This window comes from Robertkochia flava (assembly GCF_020166515.1).
Taxonomy (GTDB): Bacteria; Bacteroidota; Bacteroidia; order Flavobacteriales; family Flavobacteriaceae; genus Robertkochia; species Robertkochia flava.
The window spans coordinates 327,879-350,038 of the sequence record NZ_JAINZT010000005.1; the positions used below are offsets into that span (position 1 = coordinate 327,879).

A 22,160-nucleotide genomic window follows, 5' to 3' on the forward strand; every position below is an offset into this window, starting at 1 on the left:
CAAAACATAAATTTAAGGAATTCGCTACAAAATTGATAAAGTCATCGCATCGGGATTTCCTTTTTATTTTGAAGTATCAGGAATTTTAAAAGGAATTGTCCGGTCTGTTTTGGTTTATCTGGAATTAAAGCCGACATTTTTTGCATTTTGACTAAATTGCGGACACCAAAAAAGCAATGACAAACACTATGGAACAACAGAAACCATATCAACCTAAAAATAAAGTACGTATCGTAACGGCTGCCTCCTTATTTGACGGTCATGATGCAGCGATCAACATCATGCGTCGTATCATTCAGTCGACCGGCGTGGAGGTGATCCACCTCGGACATGACAGGAGTGTAGAGGAAGTTGTGAATACGGCGATTCAGGAAGATGCCAATGCCATCGCGATGACCTCCTACCAGGGCGGTCATAACGAGTATTTTAAGTATATGCATGACCTGCTAAAGGAAAAGGGTGCATCTCATATCAAAGTCTTTGGAGGTGGTGGAGGAGTAATCCTGCCGGAAGAGATCAAATCGCTTATGGATTATGGGATTACCCGGATCTATTCTCCGGATGATGGCCGGGAAATGGGCCTTCAGGGAATGATTAACGATCTTGTCCGACAGGCCGATTTTCCTATCGGGGATCAGCTGAATGGGGAAGTCGAGGAACTGGAAGAGAAAAATCCTATGGCGATCGCCAGGGTAATTTCTGCCGCAGAGAATTATTATGAGCAGACCAAAGAGGTCCTTGAAAAGATACACAAGCAAAATAAAGGGGTAACCACCCCGGTATTAGGAATCACAGGTACCGGAGGAGCCGGGAAAAGTAGTCTTGTGGATGAGGTGGTCCGGCGGTTTCTGGCTGATTTTCCGGAAAAGACCATCGGGATCATTTCTGTAGATCCTTCCAAAAGAAAGACCGGAGGCGCCCTGCTGGGCGACCGGATCCGGATGAATGCCATAAACAGTCCGAGGGTATATATGCGAAGTCTTGCGACCAGGCAATCCAACCTGGCCCTCTCCAAGCACGTGGCGGAGGCCATAGAGGTGCTAAAAGCCGCCAGGTACGACCTCATTATTCTGGAGACCTCCGGAATCGGACAAAGTGATACGGAGATCCTGGATCATTCAGATGTTTCCCTCTATGTAATGACCCCGGAGTTTGGTGCTGCCACCCAGCTGGAAAAGATCGATATGCTGGATTTTGCAGACCTGGTGGCCATCAATAAATTTGATAAGAGAGGTGCTCTTGATGCGCTGAGGGATGTGAAAAAGCAATACCAGCGTAACCACCACTTATGGGAGACCAAGGCAGACGATATGCCCGTGTACGGAACAATCGCTTCCCAGTTTAACGATCCCGGAATGAATGCCCTCTATAAGGCCATTATGGATACCCTGGCAGAAAAAACCGATACCTCCCTGAAATCTGAATACCGGCTGGGAGACGGAATGAGCGAAAAAGTATATGTGATCCCGCCGAATCGTACCCGTTACCTTTCAGAAATTGCTGAAAATAACAGGGGCTACGATGCCACTGCCGAAAAACAGCGGGAAGTGGCGCAAAAGCTCTACGGGGTCTATACCACTATGAGCGCTGTTTGCGGGAAAACACTTGCCCTGAATTCTTACGGGATTGATCACGACGGACTGGAAGATGCCTTACAGGGAGAGAAAGCAGAATTCGTAAAGCTTCTACTTGCGGAGTTTGACAGGATAAAGCTTAACCTGGACCCTCTCAACTGGGAAACCATCATTCGTTGGGACGAAAAAGTCAACAGGTATAAAGATCCGGTATACACCTTTAAGGTGAGAGGCAAGGAGATCTCCATTAAAACGCATACAGAGTCGTTATCCCATTCACAGATACCAAAGGTGGCGCTTCCAAAATACCAGGCCTGGGGAGACATCCTGTTCTGGTGCCTGCAGGAGAACGTGCCCGGTGAGTTCCCGTATACTTCAGGGCTGTATCCTTTTAAACGTACAGGAGAAGATCCTACCCGGATGTTTGCCGGAGAAGGCGGACCAGAGCGCACCAACCGAAGGTTTCATTACGTAAGCCTTGGTATGCCTGCAAAACGTCTGTCTACCGCATTTGATTCGGTAACCCTTTATGGGAACGATCCGGACCATCGTCCCGATATCTACGGGAAGATCGGTAATGCGGGAGTTTCCGTATGTTGTCTGGACGATGCCAAGAAATTGTACTCCGGTTTCGACCTTGCCGATCCGCTTACCTCGGTTAGTATGACCATAAATGGTCCTGCACCAATGTTGCTTGGATTCTTTATGAATGCAGCCATTGATCAGCAATGTGAAAAGTATATTAAGGAAAACGGGCTGGAAGATGAGGTGAACGCCAGGATCGATGCCATCTATAAGGAAAAAGGAGTGGCCAGACCGGTGTATTACGGCTATGCAAAAGACGGGGAATCAGCAGAGAATGTATTGCCGGAAGGGAATAACGGACTCGGTCTGATGCTCTTAGGGGTCACCGGAGACCAGGTACTGCCTGCTGAGGTATATGCAAAAATAAGGAAAGACACCCTTGCGCAGGTCAGAGGTACGGTCCAGGCCGATATCCTTAAAGAAGACCAGGCACAGAATACCTGTATTTTCTCCACTGAATTCGCACTAAGGCTTATGGGGGATGTGCAGGAGTATTTTATTGAGAATAACATCCGGAATTTCTATTCGGTATCCATTTCGGGATATCATATCGCAGAAGCCGGAGCTAACCCGATTACCCAGCTGGCCTTTACCCTGGCTAACGGATTTACCTATGTGGAGTACTATCTGAGTCGGGGGATGGATATTAATCAATTCGGACCTAACCTGTCATTCTTCTTCTCCAATGGGGTAGATCCCGAATACGCGGTGATAGGAAGAGTGGCCAGAAGGATCTGGGCCAAAGCCATGAAACATAAATACGGGGCCAATGAGCGGGCGCAGATGTTAAAATATCATATTCAGACCTCCGGAAGATCCCTGCATGCCCAGGAGATCGATTTTAATGATATCAGAACCACCCTGCAGGCATTATATGCGATCTACGACAACTGCAATTCTTTGCATACCAATGCCTATGACGAGGCCATCACTACCCCAACCGAGGATTCGGTACGAAGGGCAATGGCCATTCAGCTGATCATAAATAAGGAGCTCGGATTGGCAAAGAATGAAAATCCGATCCAGGGCAGCTTTATCATAGAAGAACTCACCGACCTGGTGGAAGAAGCTGTGCTAACAGAGTTCGACCGGATCACGGAAAGGGGAGGCGTACTCGGCGCCATGGAAACCATGTATCAGCGGTCGAAGATCCAGGAAGAGAGTCTGCACTACGAAACCCTGAAACACACCGGGGAATATCCGATAATCGGGGTGAATACTTTCCTGAGTAGTAAAGGGTCGCCAACTGTAATTCCGCAGGAAGTGATTCGTGCTACCGAGCAGGAAAAGCAGCAGCAGATCGGAACCCTGGACAGGTTGCATGCCGCATATGAGAGAAAGGCAGAAACGTCTCTTGAAAAAGTCCAACGAGCTGCCCTTGATAACGAAAATATGTTCGAGGCCCTCATGGAAGCCACTAAGGTGTGTTCCCTGGGACAGATTACCAGGGCCTTATTCGAAGTAGGAGGTCAGTATCGCAGAAATATGTAAGTATTATTGCGCTTATAATTAAAAAAGGCTGTTCGTTTGGAACAGCCTTTTTTTTATGTTGTAAGGGTTGATCCCTGAACCTCCTAATTGAGCTCCCTGACTCTTCCGGCCCACCTGCTTTGCAACTTTCTGAATTGACCGAGCTCCGAGCGCAATTGTTTAAGAAACAACCTGGCCTGATCGTTACGGCTTTCGATCTGATCACAATATTTTTGGAGTTTTCCTGTTGCCTGGTGTATCGATTTCAGGCTGTTGAGACGTACCAAAGGATCTGCAGAACTTTCTACCATGGCAATGCGTGGTGCCAATCCCAGGGAGGCAGAAAGCAGGTAATCGGAGATCCTGTCGATGCGATCTCGCGAACGGCTGAGCTCCAGAATGTTCTGGTCTGCCGAGAGTAATCGAACCAGCTCCCTGCTCAAGGAAAAGATCTCGATGGCCTTCTTGTAGACAGGTAGTTCGTTAACACTCATGTATTTAGTGCTATAGGTAGTGGTAATTTTTTTCATCAATGCTTTGCTTAACTCAAAAATAGCGCACATAAAATGATTCTGTATTTAAGATTTAATGAAAAAATATTATTTTAGATTAAATATTAATGTTATTACGTGATAATAGTTTATAAATGAAGGTAGATAAATTGAATTGGGAGATCCTGACCATGCTGCAGCAGAACGCAAGGCTATCTAATGCTGAGATCGGGAGAAAGGTAGGACTATCGTCTCCGGCTGTGGCCGAACGGATTAAGAAGATGGAAGATCTGGGGGTTATCAACGGGTACCGCACGGATGTAAGTTATACCGCCGCAGGGTATCAGCTTAAAGCCATTATAACTGTAAGAGCATTTATGGGAAAGCTGAAACCTTTTCTGGAAAAAATACGGGAGTTCAGGGAGGTGGTGAACTGTTACAGGATCACAGGGAACGAGAATATCATAATGGAAGTGGTGTTCCATGATCAGAAGCACCTGGAGGGGTTCATCGATAAGCTGATCACCTATGGGGAGACCCGTACCCATATCGTATTGTCGAATGTGATCTCCAACGCTCCTATCCCTTCCCGTTCCGTTTGAGATGGAGGAGTGGGGCAATCGCCCTGAGTGGCCGGCACCTCGGCTGGGTTTGGGATCGTTTGGAAAAAGAGTTGTAGGAAACTTTTTAACCCAAGATGAAATTAGCTATTTTTATAAGTATACTACTGTTATGAAAAGGATTAAAATCTGGACTTTACTTCTGTTCTTATTACCGGGCATGCTTCTGTGTCAGGAAGCGGTGGTTCCGGGTAAGGTTGTTGATTCGGTACCTCTGGGGTCATCCGGTTTCTTTTCGTATTATGTTCCTTCTCAATACCATGAGGAAAAGGCCTGGCCTGTGATCTATGTCTTTGATCCGGCAGGCCGTGATTCGCTTGCGGTGGAAACCTTTCGGACCGCGGCAGAGCGTTATGGTTATATAATCGTGGCTTCTGATGCCATCAAAAACGGGAGTTACCAGGAAAATTACAAGAACGCCAGGGAATTGTTTAACCGGGTGGAAGAACGCTTTGCTCTTGACACTGTCAATAAATTCACGGCAGGTTTTTCGGGAGGAGCGAGGCTGGCTATTGCCATTGCCGGCCTGTCTAAGGACATCAAGGGAGTGATCGCTTCCGGGGCAGGGGCCCAAAACAATACCATAAATCTGGTGAGGAATAACCCGTTCATTTTTATCGGACTTTGCGGGGACGAGGATTTCAACTATATCGAAATGAAGCTCTCCGGGGTCATCTTTGATGAATTAAAGTACCCTAACGAGATCATCTGGTTCGAAGGTCAACACCAGTGGCCCTCTGCTCAGGTTATAGAGAAGGCCGTTCGCGACCTTTCGGTGATCATGTTCAGCAGGTCTCAGCAAAAGCGTACAGAGGAGGAGTTAATGCAGATGTATGCCGAACAGATGGCCTACAACCGGCAATTACAGCAAGAGGGAGATCTGTTCTGGGCGTACAGCGACCTGGAGAAGATGAGAGACTGGTACAGCATTTATAATAAAGACGGAGAGATCAAGGATGAGATGCGGTCCATACGCCGCAATAAAAGCTACCGGGCCCAGCGTTCAGACATGAGTTATATTGCTGAGATCGAACCGCTCTACCTTAACGAATATGTGGATTTCCTGATCGAGGATATCGCAGTGGGCGACCTGGAGGCTTTGGGATACTGGGATCAGGAACTCAAGCAATTTGACAATACCTTTACCCAAGGTAAAAAGGAAGCGTACCGGAAAATGTCGACCCGGGTGAAATCCATGTTAGCGGTCATTGCAGAACAGGCTAAAAAGGAGCTGGTAGAGCCAAAGAATTACGATCAACTGTTGTTTACAAATATCTTTTTAACCCTTCTAGACCCCGAAAACGAGGTGGCTTACCTCGAGGCGATGCGATTTGCGGTGGCTAAGGGCGAGTATGATATAGCGCTTTATTACACCGATAAACTTCTGGAAAGCGGGTTTTCTGATATGGAAAGACTGAGGAGTTATCCCGGTATCACCCTTTTAAGGATTCAACCTGATTTCGGGGTGCTTCTCGAGAAATATGGTTTTGAATCCCGCTTTTAAGCAGGCCTGGTGGCCCCGGACTGAATGTACTTTATCGAGTATTTAAATCGGGTTACCTTCTTAGTAAGTCTATATCCGGAACTCGATATATATTTAAGAAAGAATTTTTTTGTTTTAGAATTGTTTAGTTAGTAAGGTTTTAAAGAGGAAGGACACGCGTTCTTCCTTTTTTGTTTTAGGAGACTGCCCTAATTTCCTTTTCTGATGGTTCAACCTGTCTGAATCGGTTTGTCGCCAATTGTGCCGGATCGGGATTGCAGGTTGGTGTGAAGTTTCTTTGGATTGTATTTCGGTATGACCTTATTGCTCAAGTACTTCCGATGGCTCCTGGATTTCCTGAACCTCCTTTTCGTATTTTTCAATGGTAAAGCTAAAGCTGCTGCCCACTCCGATCGCCGACTGGATATGGAATTCACCACCCCCTTTGGTAATCATTTCCTTACAAAGGCTGAGTCCTATTCCGGTACCCTTTTCGTTATTTGTCCCATAGGTAGATTCCATATAGGAGGAGCTTTGTGACAGGATACGGTCTATGGTTTTTTGATCCATTCCTATCCCGTTGTCTTTTACCTCTACCTGCCAGATGCCTTCTTTTTCCTCGGCATAGAGAATTACTGCGCCACCGGGTTCGGTAAATTTAATGGCATTAGAAATAAGGTTTCTGAATACAATGGTGATCTGATCGGCATCCGAATAGATCTCGGCTTCCTTCGGGATCTCATTTCTGATGGCGATGTTCTTTTGCTGTGCCTGGTGCAAGAGCAGGTCTATAGAAAGGCTGGCAAGCTTGTGCAGGTTGTGCTGCCTTGGGTTGTTTCTGGCGCCCTTCATCTGGTGTTTAGACCATAGCAGCAAATTGTTCAGGGTAAAGGAAACATTTTTTACCTGGTTACTTAGCTGGGGGGCAAAATCTATGAATTCTTCAGGACCGATCTGTTTGTCGTTGAGCAGATCAATGAGATTGTTCAGGGAGGCTATAGGCGCTCTGAGGTCATGACTTATAATGGAAAATAATTTATTCTTTGTCTCATTAAGCCATTTTAACTGTAGTTCTCTCCTGCCCAGTACCCTGTTCTTTTTGGTGAGGAGATCATTAAGTTTCCTTTCCAGTTTTCGGCTTCTCTGAGTAAGGAATAAAACGGTTAAAAGTATGAGTACTCCCCCGGTAGAGAAGAAGGTGAACATCCTTTGCTTATTCTGGGCCTTTTCACTTTCCATTTGGAGTTGAGCCTCCCTTTCCTGTGCATCTATGCGAACCTCGAGGCTTGCGGCACTCTTCATGTTTTTCTCGTTAAATAGGCTGTCTTCGTATTTTTTGTAAATCTTGTGGTAATACAGGGCAGAATTGTACTGTTCTTCCTTTTCGTAAATAAAGGAAAGGGTTTTAGCACTTTCTTTGGTAATAGCCAGTTCCCCGAGTTTCATGGCTTCTTCCAAAGCCATCTTGGCGTAGGATTTACTCTGGTTGTTATTTTTTATCCCCAGAAAGGCTTTGGAAATGGCATTATCTAGGGAGGCCTTTTCCCGGGAATCATCGATTTGCTCCTGGAGTTCCTGGGCCACTTCATAGGATTCCAGCGCCAGCTGGTAGTATCCCTGTTTCAGGAAGATATCTCCCTTTACCCGCTCTGCAAAGGCCTGCCATGGAATGTCTTTCTTTTCCTTAAAGAGATCAATGCTCTCACTTATGTGTATGAGCGCATCCTCGTATTGTTTGAGGTCCAGGTGGATCTCTGCTTTATTGGCCAGGGTCTGCCCGGTAAACAGATCATCCCCGATCTGCTGGTTTACCCGGTCGGCTTTGTTGATGTATTCAAGGGCCTTGTCGTAGTATTTCAGAACCTGGTAATTTGCTGCGAGTCCTTCATAAGCAAGAGAAAGGCTTATCTTATTGTTGATATTGGGCCGGACCACTTTTCCAAAATGATCGGTGTGCATCTTTTCACCCAATTTGATCGCTTCCATGTAGAAATCGTTCGAGGTGCCTATGTCTCCGGCGTAATTATAAAAACTACCCCTGTTGATGTAACAGCGCATAAGAAGATGATCGTCTTTACATCCCCTGGCGATGCGTTCCGATTCATCAAGAAGCTCTAAGGCCTGATCCAGATGTCCGGTATCGGTAAGGTATATGGATTTAAGATACCGGGCGTTGATCTGCCCCTTGGCATACCCCATCTGATCGGCCAGGATGATGGCCTGACCGGCATAATGACTAAGGCTGTCCATGTTCTTGTGCAGGAACTTTTCAGCATGTTCATTTAACCGGTCTATCCTTAAGGTATCTGCTGAAGGGCCAGAGATCGCTAATTTTTCGCTTTTGAAAACATGGGTGCGCAAACTATCCAGGGATTGAGCCCTGCTAAGGTTCACGCAGCTAAGTAGCAGAAGGATATAGAATATCTTAAAATGCATCCAGAAGATTAAGGGTATTCAAATTTAATAAAATATTTAGATTAACCTAATTTTCAACGAATAAAGTCTACATTTAAACAGAAAAGGACCCCAACAAATAGGGTCCTTTTCGTTATTATAATTTTCGCGTTGCTAAACAATGATCAGATTGTTCTGAGTTCCTTTAATTTAGCCTTCCAGATCGCCAGATCGTCTTTATAGGTCTGGATATTTTTTTTCACATCTTTTACGATGGGATTGTCGTCATCGGCATTAATAAACTGCAGGTTGTTTTCCAGCTGCCTGATTTCGTTCTTCACCTCGTCGATCTTTTTTCGGATAAAGATCTTCTCATTTCGGATCAGGTTATCGTTATCAGCATCTGCCAGGGCTTGCAATTTGTTATCGTATTTAATCAGTTCAGCCTCTTTCTTGTCCAGGTTCATCTTTTTGAACAGCGCATCCAACACCTTGTTGAATTTACCTTCAATACTTTTCTTATTGAACGGTATTTTTCCGAAGGCTTTCCATTGTTCTATGAATGCTTTCACCTGTTCCAGGTCTTTTTCGGAATCTCCAGAAAGTTCAAAGGCTTTGATCTCTTCCATAAAGGCTTTCTTTTTCTCGAAAGCTTCCATTTCTTTTTCGAAATCCTTGTTTTTCCTTGCGTGCAGTCGGTCGAAGTAGTGGTTACAGGCTGCTTTAAAATCGGCCCAAACCTTATCGGAGTGCTTTCTTGGAACATGGCCGATCTTCTTCCAGTCAGACTGAATCTTTTTCATTACCGGGGTGGTCTGATCCCAATCTTCGCTTTCTTTCAGGGATTCTGCAAGGGCTACGAGCTCCAGTTTTTTCTCCAGGTTCCGGTGTTGCTCTTTTTTAAGGTTCTTGTAATAGGTATTCTTGTTGCGGTTAAATCGCCGTACGGCTTCCTTAAAGCCGCTCCAGGTTTGTTCGTTTACCTTGTAGGGAACTTTCCCGGCTTTGAAGAATTGTTCCCGAAGGGTTTCTATTTCCCGGATCTGCTTTTGCCAAAGGTTATGGGAGTTTACCGGTTGGGCTGCGATGGCTGCTATTTTGGCAATGATGTCCTGTTTGACCTTAAGGTTAGCTTCGTAAATTTCTTCCTGGTTCTTAAAGAACTGCTGTCTTTTCTTGTGGATCACTTTGGTGGCCGCACTGAACCGGTTCCATACATCTTCCCTGTGCTCACGATCTACCGGACCTATATCTTCTTTCCAGATCTTGTGAAGGATCTGAAGTTCACGGAAGGCCTTGTTGATGTCTTGTTCATCAGAGAGGGCCTCGGCGCGCTCGATGAGTTTTTGCTTTTCCTCAAGGTTGTGTTTAAAGTCGAGATCTCTGAGGTCGCGGTTCAGGTCGAGGAAATCGTAAAAGATCTCCACGTGATGGTGGTAGGTTCTCCAAACATCATTATAGCTTACCCTTGGGATAGGACCGGCATTACGCCACCTGTCCTGAATTTCCTTGAAATGTTTATACGTCTCATTGATATTTTCCTCTACATTGATAAGTCCTTTAAGTTCTTCAATGATATCCAGGCGCTTTTGAAGATTTTCCTTCAGACGCTTCTCCAGGGTTTTATAGTACTCATTTCGCTTGGATTTATAGTCGGAATAGGCCTCATTGAATCGCTTTTTTACCGGAGAGGAAAAGTGAAAATCGATCTCGTTTCCTCCATTCTCCAGAAATTCCTCTTTCTTTTCTTCAAGCAGTTCCTGAAACTTAAGGTCGAATTCTGATTTGATACCGTCAACATGGGCTTTGATAGCCTGGATCTTTTCGTTGGCAACCAATTTTTCCAATTCGTTCACCAGGGCTTCCATCTCCATAGCATGGTAGTCGGGCATTGGAATGGCATGCCGTTCCTGATGGCCTTCGTCTTCAGCATCTTCAGCATTAGACTCGTCGATCTCGTTTATGGCCTCGTCGTGTTCATCCTCACTCCCGGGGGTGGGTTGTTCCGTTTGGGGGCTGGAGGTTTGCTCCTGGGGATCCTGTGTTGGTGCTAATTCCTTTTCCTGTCCATCTGCATTTTCATGCAGGTTATCACTTTTATTTTCCAACATTTTAAAAATGTTTAAGGTTCATCACTGCTTTAAGAGTTGAAATATACTAACAACAAAGAAGATTGCCAAGACTTTTTAGCGCTTGAACACTGAGGAAAACAGGGCGGGTGTGAAATTATTGATTCCAGATCTCCCAGGCTTTCTCTGCCTGAAAGACCAGCATCTTATATCCGTTAAGCGCGGTACTTCCCTTTTGGATGCCTTCCTTAAGAAAGGAAGTCTGGTCCGGGTTGTAGATCAGGTCGTATAACAAGTGCCTTGAGGTGAGGTATTGGTAGGGCAGGTCCGGCTTTTTCTCAATGTCGGGGAAGGTGCCCAGGGGCGTACAGTTTACGATCAGGAGATGGCTTGCCATGATTTCCGAATTGAGATCCGCATAGGAGATCATTCCGGGTTGCGGATTCCTGGAAACCTGAAGAACGCGGATGCCGGCTTTTTGCAGGGTATAGACCACCGCTTTGGAGGCTCCTCCGGTACCCAGGACCAGGGCGTGCTCCATATAGGTTTTGAGGTGTGGCATCACGGAATGTTCAAATCCGTAGGCATCGGTGTTGTATCCGGTTAATGTTCCCTGGCTTATGCGAATGGTATTTACCGCGCCGATCTCCCGAGCAACAGGGTCCAGGGCGTCCAGATAGGGGATCACAGCCTCCTTGTAGGGTATGGTAACATTGAGGCCGCAGAGATCGCTGGTATTGCGGATCACATTTTCGAAATGGTCAATATCGGGAAGATCGAAATTGACATAGCTGTGATCTTTCAGGTTAAGTTTGCTGAATTTCTCAGAAAAATAAGTTCTGGAAAAGGAATAATCGATATTCCTGCCGATGAGTCCGTATCTATGCTCCATTTCTCTTTTTTTTGTTGCCATACCATTCCAGGATCAGTAAAAGAGAGATTCCTAAGCCGATAAAGGCTACGGCAATCCAGGTTTCGGCGGCTGAAGGATCCGGTAAAAACCGCTCGTAATTCAGAATGATAGGGTCGCCCGCCGAATCTCTCAGGATGCTGCCGTCTTCTGCGGTGCGGTAAATGGTTTTTTTCCAGGGCCAAACCACACCTAAGGAGCCGGTAATAAAGCCGATGATGGTGGCCAGGGTAATATTCTTATAGTGTTTCAGTACGTAGCTCAGCAGGTGACTCAGAGTTACCAGCCCCGTGGCCGAACCCAGGGTAAAAACCGCCAGGATTCGCAGGGTATGCAGCCGTTCCTTGTTATGGATGAAACCGGTATCTCCCTGCAATAGCTCGGCCATGGTGTCGTAGAGGGCATTTACACTGTCTACCAGTAAGAGGACATAGTTGCCCACCAGGATCAGAATAAAGGATCCCGACAGTCCGGGAAGGGTCATGCCGGAAACACTGATGATCCCGCAAAAAAACACAAAAATAAGGTTGTCATTCTCCCGGGCCGGATTCAGAAAACTTATGGAAATACCGGCAAGGGTCCCTATGAGAAGGAAGGATAGTGTCCTTCGGTTCCAGTGATGATAGTCTTTTGCGATATAGTAGATCGACCCGATGATCATGCCAAAGAAAGCAGCCCACACATAGAGCTCTTTCTTCTCTATGAAATAATCGAGGATCTTGGAAACACTGAAATAACTGACGATCATTCCCCCCATGAGCAGGAAGAGAAATTTTCCGTTAATATAGCGGTAAAACACGGAGAACCCCCTGTTGAAAAGCAGTTTAAAGGCTTTGGCATTCACCTTCTGTAAGGAGTAGATAAACTCCTCGTAAAATCCGGCGACAAAAGCCACCACACCGCCGGAAACTCCGGGAACCTTGTTTGCGGCTCCCATGGCAAGTCCTTTTATAAAAAGGAAGATCTTGTCTGAAACGTTTCGGGTAGGATGGTACATAAATCTCAGCTTCTTTTAATGGCTAATCGTTCCAGGAAATAAATAAATAAAAATCCACTCAATGCTAAAACGCAGGCGGCCAGCAGTTGCGGGTTTCCTTCAAAATGAAAAGGGGAGATGCTCTGTTCTACGGTAATGGTCTTTTCTCCTATGGTTCGGCTGCTTACCACCTCCTTCCAGGGCCAGATCTTATTGAGGGATCCGAATATAAACCCGGTTAGTACGGCCAGGGTGGTATTTTTATACCTGCTGAAGAGGTATTTAAGCAGACGGGAAAAGCTAAGCAGACCAAAAATAGCGCCCAATCCGATAATGGCTATGGTTTTCAGGTCTTTTTCGTTCACTGCCTCCAGGACAGTTTCATATGCTCCGAGTAATACCAGGATAAAAGCTCCCGAGATTCCCGGAAGGATCATGGCACAAATAGCAAGGGCACCAGCAAAAAAGAGGAACAGGTTGTTCTGGGTATCCTGCATAGGGGGGAGGGTAGTGATATACCAGGCTACAAGGGCACCGGCGATAAATCCTGCAACGGTAACCAAACGCCAGTGCTGAATTTGTCTCGCCACCAGAATGATACTTGCAAACACCAGTCCGAAGAAGAAACTCCACAATAAAACCGGTTCATTTTCGAGCAGCCATTTTAACAGCCTGGCAAGAGAAAGTACGCTGATGGCGATTCCGGTAAGAAGGGCCAAAAGGAAGTTCCCGTTCACATAACGCCAGGCAGCTCCTATACCGTCTTCCTTCCAGATCCTGATGGCCTGGGGGTTGATCCTGTTTATAGAATCGATAAGTTCTTCATAGATGCCGGAGATAAAGGCTATAGTACCTCCTGAAACCCCTGGTACCACATCGGCGGCCCCCATGGCCAAACCTTTCAGGGTAATAATAACATAGTCAATTAGGCTGCGTTGCATATTTTGTTCTTGAGCGAACAAAAATATACATTTTTTTAGCCTAGACCTCGCGGAAGCTGGAGATTAATTTCTTAACCGTAGCGCGTTTGTACACGGTTGGAAAAAGCACCTCTATGGTTTCGTGATCCTCGTAATTATGGCTAAGAGCATTTCGAAGGTGGTAGTCGCCCTTCAGGTTGTCGGAGATCATATAATACATGCCCGCCAGGCGATACTCCAGGTCCGAATGCTCCGGATAAAACTGCATAGCCTGGTGTAGGCTATGGATGGCACTTTCGTATTCCCCCAGTTGCAGCAGAACATCGGCCCAGGATAACCAGGTGCGTAATTCATAATTACCCAGTTCGATGGTTTTCTGGTAAGCCAGGTCTGCTTCTTCATAGAAATTCAGCAGTTCATTGATTTTCGCACATCGTTTCCAGTAATGCACATTCTCGCTGTCAATATTGATGGCCTTGTTGATGTAATACAGCGCTTTCTGGTAGTTCTGATGCTTGAAATAGAAATCGGTGATGGCGATCCATCCCTTGTCCAGTAACGGATCTTCGTGAACGGTTTTGTAAAAGTATTTTTTAGCCAGGTCGTCGTTGCCAAGTTTATCATGGCATTTACCCAGGCGTAAAAAGGCATAGGAGGTAGGGTCATCCAGTTTGAGGGTGATCTCGTAGTTTTCAATAGCCTCGTTATAGCGTTTCATTTTCTCCAGCACCTTTCCCTTTTCCAGGTAGGCTCCGATAAAGGTGTCGTCGGAGTAAATGGCAAAATCGAAGGAGGTCAGTGCCTCTTTTAGCATTTTTTTGGAGAGAAACTGTTTCCCAAGCTGGTGCCATGCTACTTCGCAGTAGGGATTACTGTTCAGGTAGTCGTTCAGGAAGGAGATGGCGCCGTCGAAATCTTCGAGAAACTCATAGCAATAGATAACGTTGTAAAGGGCGGCATAATCTTCCATGTCTTCTTCAAGGCATCTTAAAAATGCATCCCTGGCCGATTCGTAATCATCCATAAAGAGGAATTCCATCCCCAGCAGTGAATTGATGTCTGCTTTTTCTTCGGACATGCTCAGGGCAATTTGAAGGCATTCGATGGCCTTTTCGTGATTGTCTTTCTTGGAATAGATATTTGCCTTCTGGATAAAGATCTCTTCGTTGGAAACCTCGATCATTTCCACCTCATTGAGCAGGGTTTCAGCAGCGTCAAACCGATTCTCGAAGACCAGGACCTCGACGTTGAGCAGTTTGAGTTCTGTAGAGGCCGGATGCTGTCCGAGCCCTATTTTAATGGCTTTTTTAGCCAGGGCTATCTTGCCGGAATCCAGGTAGTGATGTATGATTTCCTGAAAGTCTTCTGAATCAAAGAAATACACATCGTTCGTCTTAAGCATAGATTCAAACTTCTCTAAAGGCAGGTTTCGATCATCGTGAGCACTGAAAGGCATAGGCGGTGCTTTTTAGGATTCTATGATAATAAATTTAGGCGTTGAGCTTCAAGATTTGAGATCAGGCTTTGATTCTTATCAACAATTTAATTAACATGTTGGTCGCTTAACCGGTCTAATACTTTCAGAATGAGGCGACAACCTTTTCGTATTTCTTCTTCTGAAATGGTCAGGGGCGGGGTTATCCTGACGGCTTTGGGCTCATAGAGTAACCAGAATAGGATCAGGTTTTCTTTCAGGGCTTCAAGTACTAAAGCGTTGGCGGAATCTGCATCGTTCATGATAAGCGCCAGCATCAATCCCTTTCCCCGGATCTCCCGGATCAGGGGGTGAACCAGAAGCGAACGAATCAGGGCTTCCTTTTCCAGGGTAGCCTGGATGAGATCGCTTTTGTGCAATTCCTTTAGGGTGGCCAGGGCAGCAGCAGCTATTACGGGGTTCCCGCCAAAGGTCGTGATGTGGCCTAATTTGGGTGCGTCCATAAGGGTCGACATCATCTCGGATGAGGCAGTAAAGGCCCCGACGGGCATTCCTGAGGCCATTCCCTTGCCCATGACCAGGATATCGGGAACAATGTCGTAATGCATGAACCCAAATAGTTTTCCCGTACGCCCGAAACCCGGTTGAATTTCATCCAGGATCAGTAAGGCTCCGGTTTCCTCACAGCGTTTTTTTACCTTTTCCAGGTATTGGGCTTCCGGGGCTATAAAACCGGCTCCGCCCTGTATGGTTTCCAGGATAACTCCGGCAGTATCACTGGTGATCTTCTGCAGATCGGCTTCCTTATTGAATTCTATAAAACTAATCCCGGGTAACAGGGGCCTGAAGGCCCGTTTGCGTTCTTCATGGCCCATTACACTCATGGTGCCCTGTGTATTGCCGTGATACGCTTTTTTTGCGGCGACAAATTTCCATCGGCCTGTAACGCGTTTGGCGAGTTTCATCGCTCCTTCTATGGCTTCGGTCCCGGAATTCACCAAATAGGTGGTTTCCAGGGGAGGTGGCAGGTGAGAGGCAAGCAGCCTGGTGAATTCTACGGCGGGTTTCAGTATGAACTCTCCATAAACCATGACATGCATGTATTGTGCAGCCTGCTCCTGGACCGCTTTGACCACACGCGGGTGGCCATGTCCCAGGGTATTGGCAGATACCCCGGCAACGAAGTCGAGGTAGGCCTTACCTTCGGTATCGTAGATATAGGAGCCTTCTGCTCTGGAGATCTCGATAGCCAGTGGGTGAGGAGAGGTTTGTGTCTGGTATTTGTAAAAATGTGCTTTCAATCTGTTCTGAAAAACTAAAGATTCGAATAATTCGGGTACGGGCTTTATGTTCCCGGCTGCGGGAGAAGACGTCCTTCCTTAGTAGCCGCAGCTTTTGGTGCTTTGCCGGTTTCTTCCTCCTCCTGGTCATCATCGACGTCCTCAGGAGAGAGGTCCGGATTGTCCGGGTCAATGGGTTCGGTAACCCCGCGAATAACCGGCAGGACAATGTTGTTGTCTGCTTCACTGAAAAGGTCCTCAACTCCGTTGATCATTTCCTTACCCCTCCAGTAAAAGCCGGGGAACTTCCTCTCCTGCACGGGCAGGGCGTTTTCGGTATAAATCTTTCCCTCTACATTAATAGAAGAGGTTACCCGGTCTATCTGGTTATCTGTGATGTTAAAATGTATGGCTCCGCAGAGCTGTTTGTCGATCCCTATGAACTCCCCCTTGTCATCCCAGAGGTAGAAGAGGAGCTCAGCGTTCTTGATCATTTCGATATGGTGAAGCGAATTGTTCTCAAAGTGTCCGAATAGGTCTTTGGCCTTAAGTTGGTTAAAGCCCTTTCGATCTTCCTCTTCATATGTCTGATGACTTGTTGAATCTCTTTGAATGATAAAGGCATTGCCCATTACCTTAAGCGAATCCAGGGTCTCGGTCTTTACGTCAGAGACCAGTACGATACTGTCTCCGGTCATTTGTGAGTCTGCGCTCCAGATCACCGGTCTGTATTTACCTTTCTGATTTTCCGGCACATCCGGGGGGATAAAGGTGATAAACCGGGTAAGCCCGGTCTTTTGATCAGAGTGTATAGAATCGCTTTTCCCGCTCATATCGCTCTTGTAGAAACGGGCATCCCGAAAGGCCCGGATAATGCGACCGTCTTCAGGACCTGTTACCATCAGGGTGTCTCCGTGAATGTAAAGGGAATCCTTTTCGAAAACGGAAATGGCCAGGGCCTTTTTGGTTACGAAAACAGAATCTTCGGCTTTGTAGACCTCGGCATAATGCCCTTTAATGACCCCGTTATTTACGCTATCGATAACCCTGATGTTGTTCGTGGCCGAAGCAAATTCCCTGGCCTTGTCAAAGTACAGGCTGTCGCCATAAATGATACGGTCGTTATAGTCTATCCTTGTGTTTTTTACGCCATACCCGGTTTCTCCCGGGGTGTTGTAATACCCTCGTTCACAATAGATACGGTAATCTCTTCCGGTAATGGTGGAAGGCCCGTACATATAGGCATTCCTGGATTTGGTGTAGTAGTCGAGCCGTGCACTTTCAATTTCGTAATCCGGATTGGTTATTTGTACATCGCTGCTAAATTCATATTTACTGAATTCCAGGTAATATTTTCCGCGATTCGAGGTCAGGGTATTAGCGCTGTCTCTTACCGTACCGGGAGTTTCGTAATACGCTTGCTGGGTATTCCGGTCAAACTTAACTTCTTCGGTGGTGAGGTTCATGCTGTTGTTGCGCAGGTTAACACCTCCCCTGGCTACAGCCAGTTTGGTGTTGGCATCATATTCGGCCTCTTCACTGCTCATCCTGATCGAATCGCCTTGTTGAAAAAAGACGTTGCCAAAGGCCTGGATCCTGTTCTCCTGGCGATAGAAAACCGCCACATCACACCACAGGTCGATACCGTCATGCTCAAATTGAACCTGCTGGTCGTCCTTACTCATAATATCGGCTCCGGGATATTTCACTTCATCCTTGGTGAAATCTCCGGGGTGATTGATAATGATTCTCTTCTTTTCCTGTGCGTGCAGGGCAGAAGAGGCCATGAAGAGTAGCAGCGCTGCTATTTGAATTGCTCGTTTCAAGGTTGTTCACATTTGGTGTTCAAAAATAAGGCTTTTTAGCCAAGGGAGTACAGGTGGGGAATTTTTAACGGTCAATAAAAAACGCATTCCCCGGAGGCAATGCGTTCTTTTTTAACCTTTAGCGTTATAGCGATACGCTTACCTGTGAATGGTCTGAGTTCGGTCAGGCCCCACGGAAACGATCTTAACAGGTACTTCCAGTTCTTGTTCGAGAAAGCTGATATAGGCACTTAACTCTTCCGGGAATTCCTTTTCAGACTTGATGGATGTCAGATCTTGTTGCCATCCTTTCAGCTCGGTATAAATCGGCTCTATATTTTCGGGCTCTATATTGTAGGGCAGGTGGCTGATCTCTTCCCCTCTGTACTTATAAGCGGTACATACCTTAAGATGGTCGAATCCGCTCAATACGTCGGCCTTCATCATCATTAGCTGGGTTACCCCGTTCACCTGAACGGCGTACTTAAGGGCTACCAGGTCCAGCCAGCCGCATCGGCGTTTTCGGCCGGTGGTGGCTCCGAATTCATTACCTACGCGCCCCATGGTTTCTCCTGTTTCGTCAAAGAGTTCGGTAGGGAAGGGGCCACTACCTACTCTGGTGGTATAGGCCTTAAAGATCCCGAGAACCTCTCCGATCTTTCCGGGAGCAACTCCCAGCCCGGTGCAGGCGCCTGCTGCTGTGGTATTGGATGAGGTTACAAAGGGATAGGTTCCGAAATCGATATCCAGTAAAGATCCCTGGGCACCTTCCGCCAGGATGGAGCGGTTGGCCTTGATGGCCTGGTGCATGTACTCTTCACTGTCGATAAAGGTGAGTTCCTTCAATTTTTCGATAGCCGCAAAGAATTCGACTTCCAGTTCCTTAAGGTTGTATTCTACATCTACATTGTAGAATTTTATAATGGCTTCGTGCTTATCGGCAAGTGACCTGTATTTTTCTTTCCAGTCTTCCATCTCCAGGTCTCCCACCCGGATCCCGTTTCTGCCGGTCTTATCCATATAAGTCGGCCCGATCCCTTTCAGGGTAGATCCGATCTTAGCCTTGCCTTTGGCTGCTTCTGAGGCAGCGTCCAGCAGGCGATGGGTGGGCAGGATCAGGTGCGCCTTTCGGGAAATCAGAAGACGCGATTTGATATCGAGGTTGAATTGGTCGAGGTTGTCCAGTTCCTTTTTAAAGATAACCGGGTCTATAACCACACCGTTACCTACTATATTGATTGCATTTTCATGAAAAATACCGGATGGGATGGTGTGTAAAACGTGCTTGATCCCGTCGAACTCCAGGGTATGACCTGCATTGGGACCGCCCTGGAAACGTGCGATAATATCGTAATCGCGGGTAAGAACATCAACGATCTTTCCTTTTCCTTCGTCTCCCCATTGGAGTCCTAGTAGTAAATCTACTGCCATTGTATTGTAATTAATTATTTTCCTTGTTTTTGGTGCCGTAAAAATAAAGGGAGTGGTTCTGGATCTTAATATCAAAGACTTCTTCGATGGTCTTTTTAATACTTTCAATCCTCGGGTCACAGAACTCCATGACCTCTCCGGTGTCGGTGAGGATCACATGGTCGTGTTGCTTGTCGAAATAGGATTTTTCGTAATGCGCCTGATTTTGTCCGAACTGGTGTTTACGGACAAGGCTGCATTCGAGAAGCAATTCTATGGTATTGTAAAGGGTGGCACGGCTAACCCTGTAATTCTTGTTCTTCATTTTGATGTAGAGGGACTCTATATCAAAATGGTCATCGTTGTCGTAAATTTCCTGGAGGATAGCATAGCGTTCCGGGGTTTTCCGGTGCCCGTGTTCTTCTAAAAACTTCGTGAAAACGTTCTTTACGATCTCCTGGTTACTCTTGTCCGTCATTCGGATAACGATTTAGGGTACAAATGTAGTATTAAAAATTAAATTCGGGTGACTTTATTCATTCCGTCTATCTTCAGGAGATTTTCCAGGAGTTTCTTCAAAATGGTGTTGTTTTTGACCTCCACCGTGATCTTTCCGGAGAATACCCCACCCTCGGTATCGAAGCTGATATTCTTCATATTTACATGCATATTGGTGGAGATCACCTTGGTAACATCACTCACCAGTCCGAGGTTGTCAATACCCTCAAGCCGGATCAGTGCAGTGAATTCCTGCTGGGAAGAATCGATCCATTTGGCAGGTATGATCCGGTAGGCATAATTGGATTGCAGGGAAATGGCATTGGGGCAATCTTTTTTGTGGACCTTGATCCCCTCATTCACTGTTATAAAGCCAAAAACGTCATCCCCGGGTATCGGGCTGCAGCAGGGGGAAAACTTATAGTCCAGCTTTTCCTCTTCCTTTCCGAATACCAGCAGGTCGTACTTGTTAGTGATCTCTTCCTTATTAAGATCTTCAGCCTTGCCGGGTTTTCTGATCTTGGTCTTAAAGAAATTAAGCAGGGTATTGCCGCGGGCTGCCGCGAAGTTCTTTAGCTTCTGGTTGTCTATGGTACCTATTCCTACCCTGTAGAAGAGGTCCAGGCTGGTTTTTAGCTTGAAGAAAACCACCAGGTCGTTCACTACCTTTTCATTCAGGGTGATCTTAAGCTGCCGCAGCTTTCTCCTGAGGATCTCTTTTCCTTCTTCCCCGATCTTCTTTCGCTCTTCTTTTAAAGACGATTTGATCTTGGCACGTGCCCTTCCGGTGGTGGCGTAATCCAGCCAGTTGGCATTGGGTTTGGTACTTTCTGAGGTGATCACCTCCACCTGGTCACCGCTTTTTAATTCCCGGTTCAGGGGTACGAGCTTTCCGTTAACTTTTGCTCCCCGGGTCTTAAGACCTATTTCGGTGTGGATACTGAAAGCGAAATCAAGGGGGGTAGCCCCTTTTGGCAACGATTTCAGTTCTCCTTTGGGAGTAAAGACAAAGATCTCCTGGGAGTAAAGGTTAAGCTTGAATTCTTCCACAAAATCCACGGCATTGCCGTCGGCATTCTCGAGGGCTTCCTGCAATCGGTTCAGCCATACATCAATACCTTTTTCCTGCTGGTTGCCGTGCTTGTATTTAAAGTGAGCCGCATACCCTTTCTCGGCGATCTCGTGCATTCGTTCCGAGCGGATCTGAACTTCGACCCACCTTCCCTTAGGGCCCATCACCGTAATGTGAAGCGCCTCATAACCGGTGGTCTTTGGGGAGGAAATCCAATCCCGCAGCCGTACCGGATTGGGACGGAAGTGGTCGGTAACGATCGAATAGATCTTCCAGGCGAGGAATTTTTCATTAGCCGCATCGCTCTTGTAGACGATACGAATGGCAAATTTATCGTAGACCTCGTCAAAGCTCACGTTCTGGGCTTTCATTTTCCGACGGATGGAAAAAATACTTTTAGGACGACCTTTAATGGAGTAATGGAGGCCTTCCTTGTCCAGGCTTTCCTCGATCACATTGGAGAAGGCTTCAATATATGCTTTTTGGTCTTCTTCGCTTTCGCGGATCTTTTCTTTAATGTCGTGGTACACATCCGGTTCTGTGTATTTCAGTCCGAGGTCCTCCAGTTCCGTTTTAATATTATAGAGCCCGATCCGGTGTGCCAGAGGGGCGTAGATATAAAGGGTTTCAGAAGCGATCTTCACCTGTTTGTGATCGACCATGGAATCCATGGTTTGCATATTGTGCAGACGATCGGCGATTTTGATCAGGATCACCCTGACATCGTCATTCAGGGTAAGCAGCATTTTTCTGAAGTTTTCTGCCTGTAGAGAGATATCCTGTTCTGAGCTCAGCTGCGAGATCTTGGTTAATCCGTCTACAATGCGGGCGACGGTCTCCCCGAACAGGCGCTCGATGTCTTCGAGGGTATAGGTGGTGTCTTCCACAACATCGTGCAGCAGGGCTGCGGCAATAGCCGTGGCGTCCAGACCGATCTGCTGGGCCACGATCTTCGCCACCGCAATAGGATGAAAGATATAAGCCTCTCCGCTTTTTCTTCGCTGTTCCTTATGGGCGTCAACCGCTACATCAAAGGCCTTTCGGATGAGTTTTTTATCCTCCTCGGAAAGGGCCTGGTAACTAATGCGGAGCAGTTCCTTATACTGCTGTGCAATCAGTTTATTCTCTTTTTCTACGTCTATTACCGCCATACTTTAAAAATAAGATA

The 22,160-nt window shown here is 46.5% G+C and carries 15 protein-coding genes; 3 read left to right on the forward strand and 12 right to left on the reverse strand.

What is annotated here, in order from left to right; translation table 11 throughout:
• The first annotated feature begins 188 nt into the window (after positions 1–188).
• Positions 189–3,650, forward strand: a complete 3,462-nt coding sequence (locus K7R11_RS07980) for a methylmalonyl-CoA mutase family protein (protein ID WP_224490009.1) — start codon at positions 189–191, stop codon at positions 3,648–3,650.
• A gap of 83 nt (positions 3,651–3,733) precedes the next feature.
• Here K7R11_RS07980 and K7R11_RS07985 read toward each other — a convergent pair whose 3' ends face one another.
• The gene (locus K7R11_RS07985) at positions 3,734–4,159 is read right to left on the reverse strand and encodes a hypothetical protein (RefSeq protein ID WP_224490010.1); all 426 of its coding nucleotides are present in this window, start codon (positions 4,157–4,159) and stop codon (positions 3,734–3,736) included.
• Between the two features lie 116 nt (positions 4,160–4,275).
• On the opposite strand from K7R11_RS07985, the gene K7R11_RS07990 reads away from it, so the two are divergent.
• Together K7R11_RS07990 and K7R11_RS07995 are read left to right on the forward strand one after the other, a co-directional pair.
• Positions 4,276–4,722, forward strand: coding sequence for an Lrp/AsnC family transcriptional regulator (locus K7R11_RS07990; RefSeq protein ID WP_224490011.1), 447 nt, complete (start codon positions 4,276–4,278; stop codon positions 4,720–4,722).
• Positions 4,723–4,852: 130 nt separating this feature from the next.
• On the forward strand, positions 4,853–6,244 hold the full coding sequence (locus K7R11_RS07995) for an alpha/beta hydrolase (RefSeq protein ID WP_224490012.1): 1,392 nt from the start codon (positions 4,853–4,855) through the stop codon (positions 6,242–6,244).
• A gap of 300 nt (positions 6,245–6,544) precedes the next feature.
• Here K7R11_RS07995 and K7R11_RS08000 read toward each other — a convergent pair whose 3' ends face one another.
• From K7R11_RS08000 to K7R11_RS08050, 11 genes are all read right to left on the reverse strand, one after another.
• Positions 6,545–8,659, reverse strand: a complete 2,115-nt coding sequence (locus tag K7R11_RS08000) for an ATP-binding protein (protein WP_224490013.1) — start codon at positions 8,657–8,659, stop codon at positions 6,545–6,547.
• A gap of 143 nt (positions 8,660–8,802) precedes the next feature.
• The gene (locus tag K7R11_RS08005; RefSeq protein ID WP_224490014.1) at positions 8,803–10,728 is read right to left on the reverse strand and encodes a DUF349 domain-containing protein; all 1,926 of its coding nucleotides are present in this window, start codon (positions 10,726–10,728) and stop codon (positions 8,803–8,805) included.
• Positions 10,729–10,843: 115 nt separating this feature from the next.
• A complete protein-coding gene (locus K7R11_RS08010) occupies positions 10,844–11,578 on the reverse strand; it encodes a shikimate dehydrogenase family protein (RefSeq protein WP_224490015.1) in 735 nt (244 codons plus the stop codon).
• Positions 11,568–12,593 (reverse strand): DUF368 domain-containing protein, encoded by a 1,026-nt coding sequence (locus tag K7R11_RS08015; RefSeq protein WP_224490016.1) that lies wholly within the window; start codon positions 12,591–12,593, stop codon positions 11,568–11,570. Before K7R11_RS08015 ends, K7R11_RS08010 begins: the two co-directional genes overlap by 11 nt.
• Positions 12,594–12,598: 5 nt before the next feature.
• Positions 12,599–13,513 carry a polyprenyl-phosphate transporter gene (locus K7R11_RS08020; protein ID WP_224490017.1) on the reverse strand — a complete coding sequence of 305 codons (915 nt, stop codon included), beginning with the start codon at positions 13,511–13,513 and terminating at the stop codon, positions 12,599–12,601.
• 40 nt (positions 13,514–13,553) lie between these two features.
• The gene (locus K7R11_RS08025; RefSeq protein ID WP_224490018.1) at positions 13,554–14,948 is read right to left on the reverse strand and encodes a tetratricopeptide repeat protein; all 1,395 of its coding nucleotides are present in this window, start codon (positions 14,946–14,948) and stop codon (positions 13,554–13,556) included.
• A gap of 86 nt (positions 14,949–15,034) precedes the next feature.
• Positions 15,035–16,228: an aspartate aminotransferase family protein gene (locus K7R11_RS08030; RefSeq protein WP_224490019.1), complete on the reverse strand. Its 1,194-nt coding sequence runs from the start codon at positions 16,226–16,228 to the stop codon at positions 15,035–15,037.
• 44 nt (positions 16,229–16,272) lie between these two features.
• Entirely contained in the window at positions 16,273–18,033 is a 1,761-nt protein-coding gene (locus K7R11_RS08035) for an OstA-like protein (RefSeq protein WP_224490020.1), read from the reverse strand.
• Positions 18,034–18,171: 138 nt separating this feature from the next.
• Entirely contained in the window at positions 18,172–19,443 is a 1,272-nt protein-coding gene (locus K7R11_RS08040) for an adenylosuccinate synthase (protein ID WP_224490021.1), read from the reverse strand.
• Between the two features lie 10 nt (positions 19,444–19,453).
• A complete protein-coding gene (locus K7R11_RS08045) occupies positions 19,454–19,900 on the reverse strand; it encodes a Fur family transcriptional regulator (protein ID WP_224490022.1) in 447 nt (148 codons plus the stop codon).
• 38 nt (positions 19,901–19,938) lie between these two features.
• A complete protein-coding gene (locus K7R11_RS08050; protein ID WP_224490023.1) occupies positions 19,939–22,143 on the reverse strand; it encodes a RelA/SpoT family protein in 2,205 nt (734 codons plus the stop codon).
• Between the last annotated feature and the right edge of the window lie 17 nt (positions 22,144–22,160).

Coding starts and splice junctions, on each gene's coding strand:
- K7R11_RS07980 (WP_224490009.1), top strand. CDS start 189: ATGGAACAACAGAAACCATATCAACCTAAAAATAAAGTACGTATCGTA.
- K7R11_RS07985 (WP_224490010.1), bottom strand. CDS start 4,159: ATGAAAAAAATTACCACTACCTATAGCACTAAATACATGAGTGTTAAC.
- K7R11_RS07990 (WP_224490011.1), top strand. CDS start 4,276: ATGAAGGTAGATAAATTGAATTGGGAGATCCTGACCATGCTGCAGCAG.
- K7R11_RS07995 (WP_224490012.1), top strand. CDS start 4,853: ATGAAAAGGATTAAAATCTGGACTTTACTTCTGTTCTTATTACCGGGC.
- K7R11_RS08000 (WP_224490013.1), bottom strand. CDS start 8,659: ATGCATTTTAAGATATTCTATATCCTTCTGCTACTTAGCTGCGTGAAC.
- K7R11_RS08005 (WP_224490014.1), bottom strand. CDS start 10,728: ATGTTGGAAAATAAAAGTGATAACCTGCATGAAAATGCAGATGGACAG.
- K7R11_RS08010 (WP_224490015.1), bottom strand. CDS start 11,578: ATGGAGCATAGATACGGACTCATCGGCAGGAATATCGATTATTCCTTT.
- K7R11_RS08015 (WP_224490016.1), bottom strand. CDS start 12,593: ATGTACCATCCTACCCGAAACGTTTCAGACAAGATCTTCCTTTTTATA.
- K7R11_RS08020 (WP_224490017.1), bottom strand. CDS start 13,513: ATGCAACGCAGCCTAATTGACTATGTTATTATTACCCTGAAAGGTTTG.
- K7R11_RS08025 (WP_224490018.1), bottom strand. CDS start 14,948: ATGCCTTTCAGTGCTCACGATGATCGAAACCTGCCTTTAGAGAAGTTT.
- K7R11_RS08040 (WP_224490021.1), bottom strand. CDS start 19,443: ATGGCAGTAGATTTACTACTAGGACTCCAATGGGGAGACGAAGGAAAA.
- K7R11_RS08045 (WP_224490022.1), bottom strand. CDS start 19,900: ATGACGGACAAGAGTAACCAGGAGATCGTAAAGAACGTTTTCACGAAG.
- K7R11_RS08050 (WP_224490023.1), bottom strand. CDS start 22,143: ATGGCGGTAATAGACGTAGAAAAAGAGAATAAACTGATTGCACAGCAG.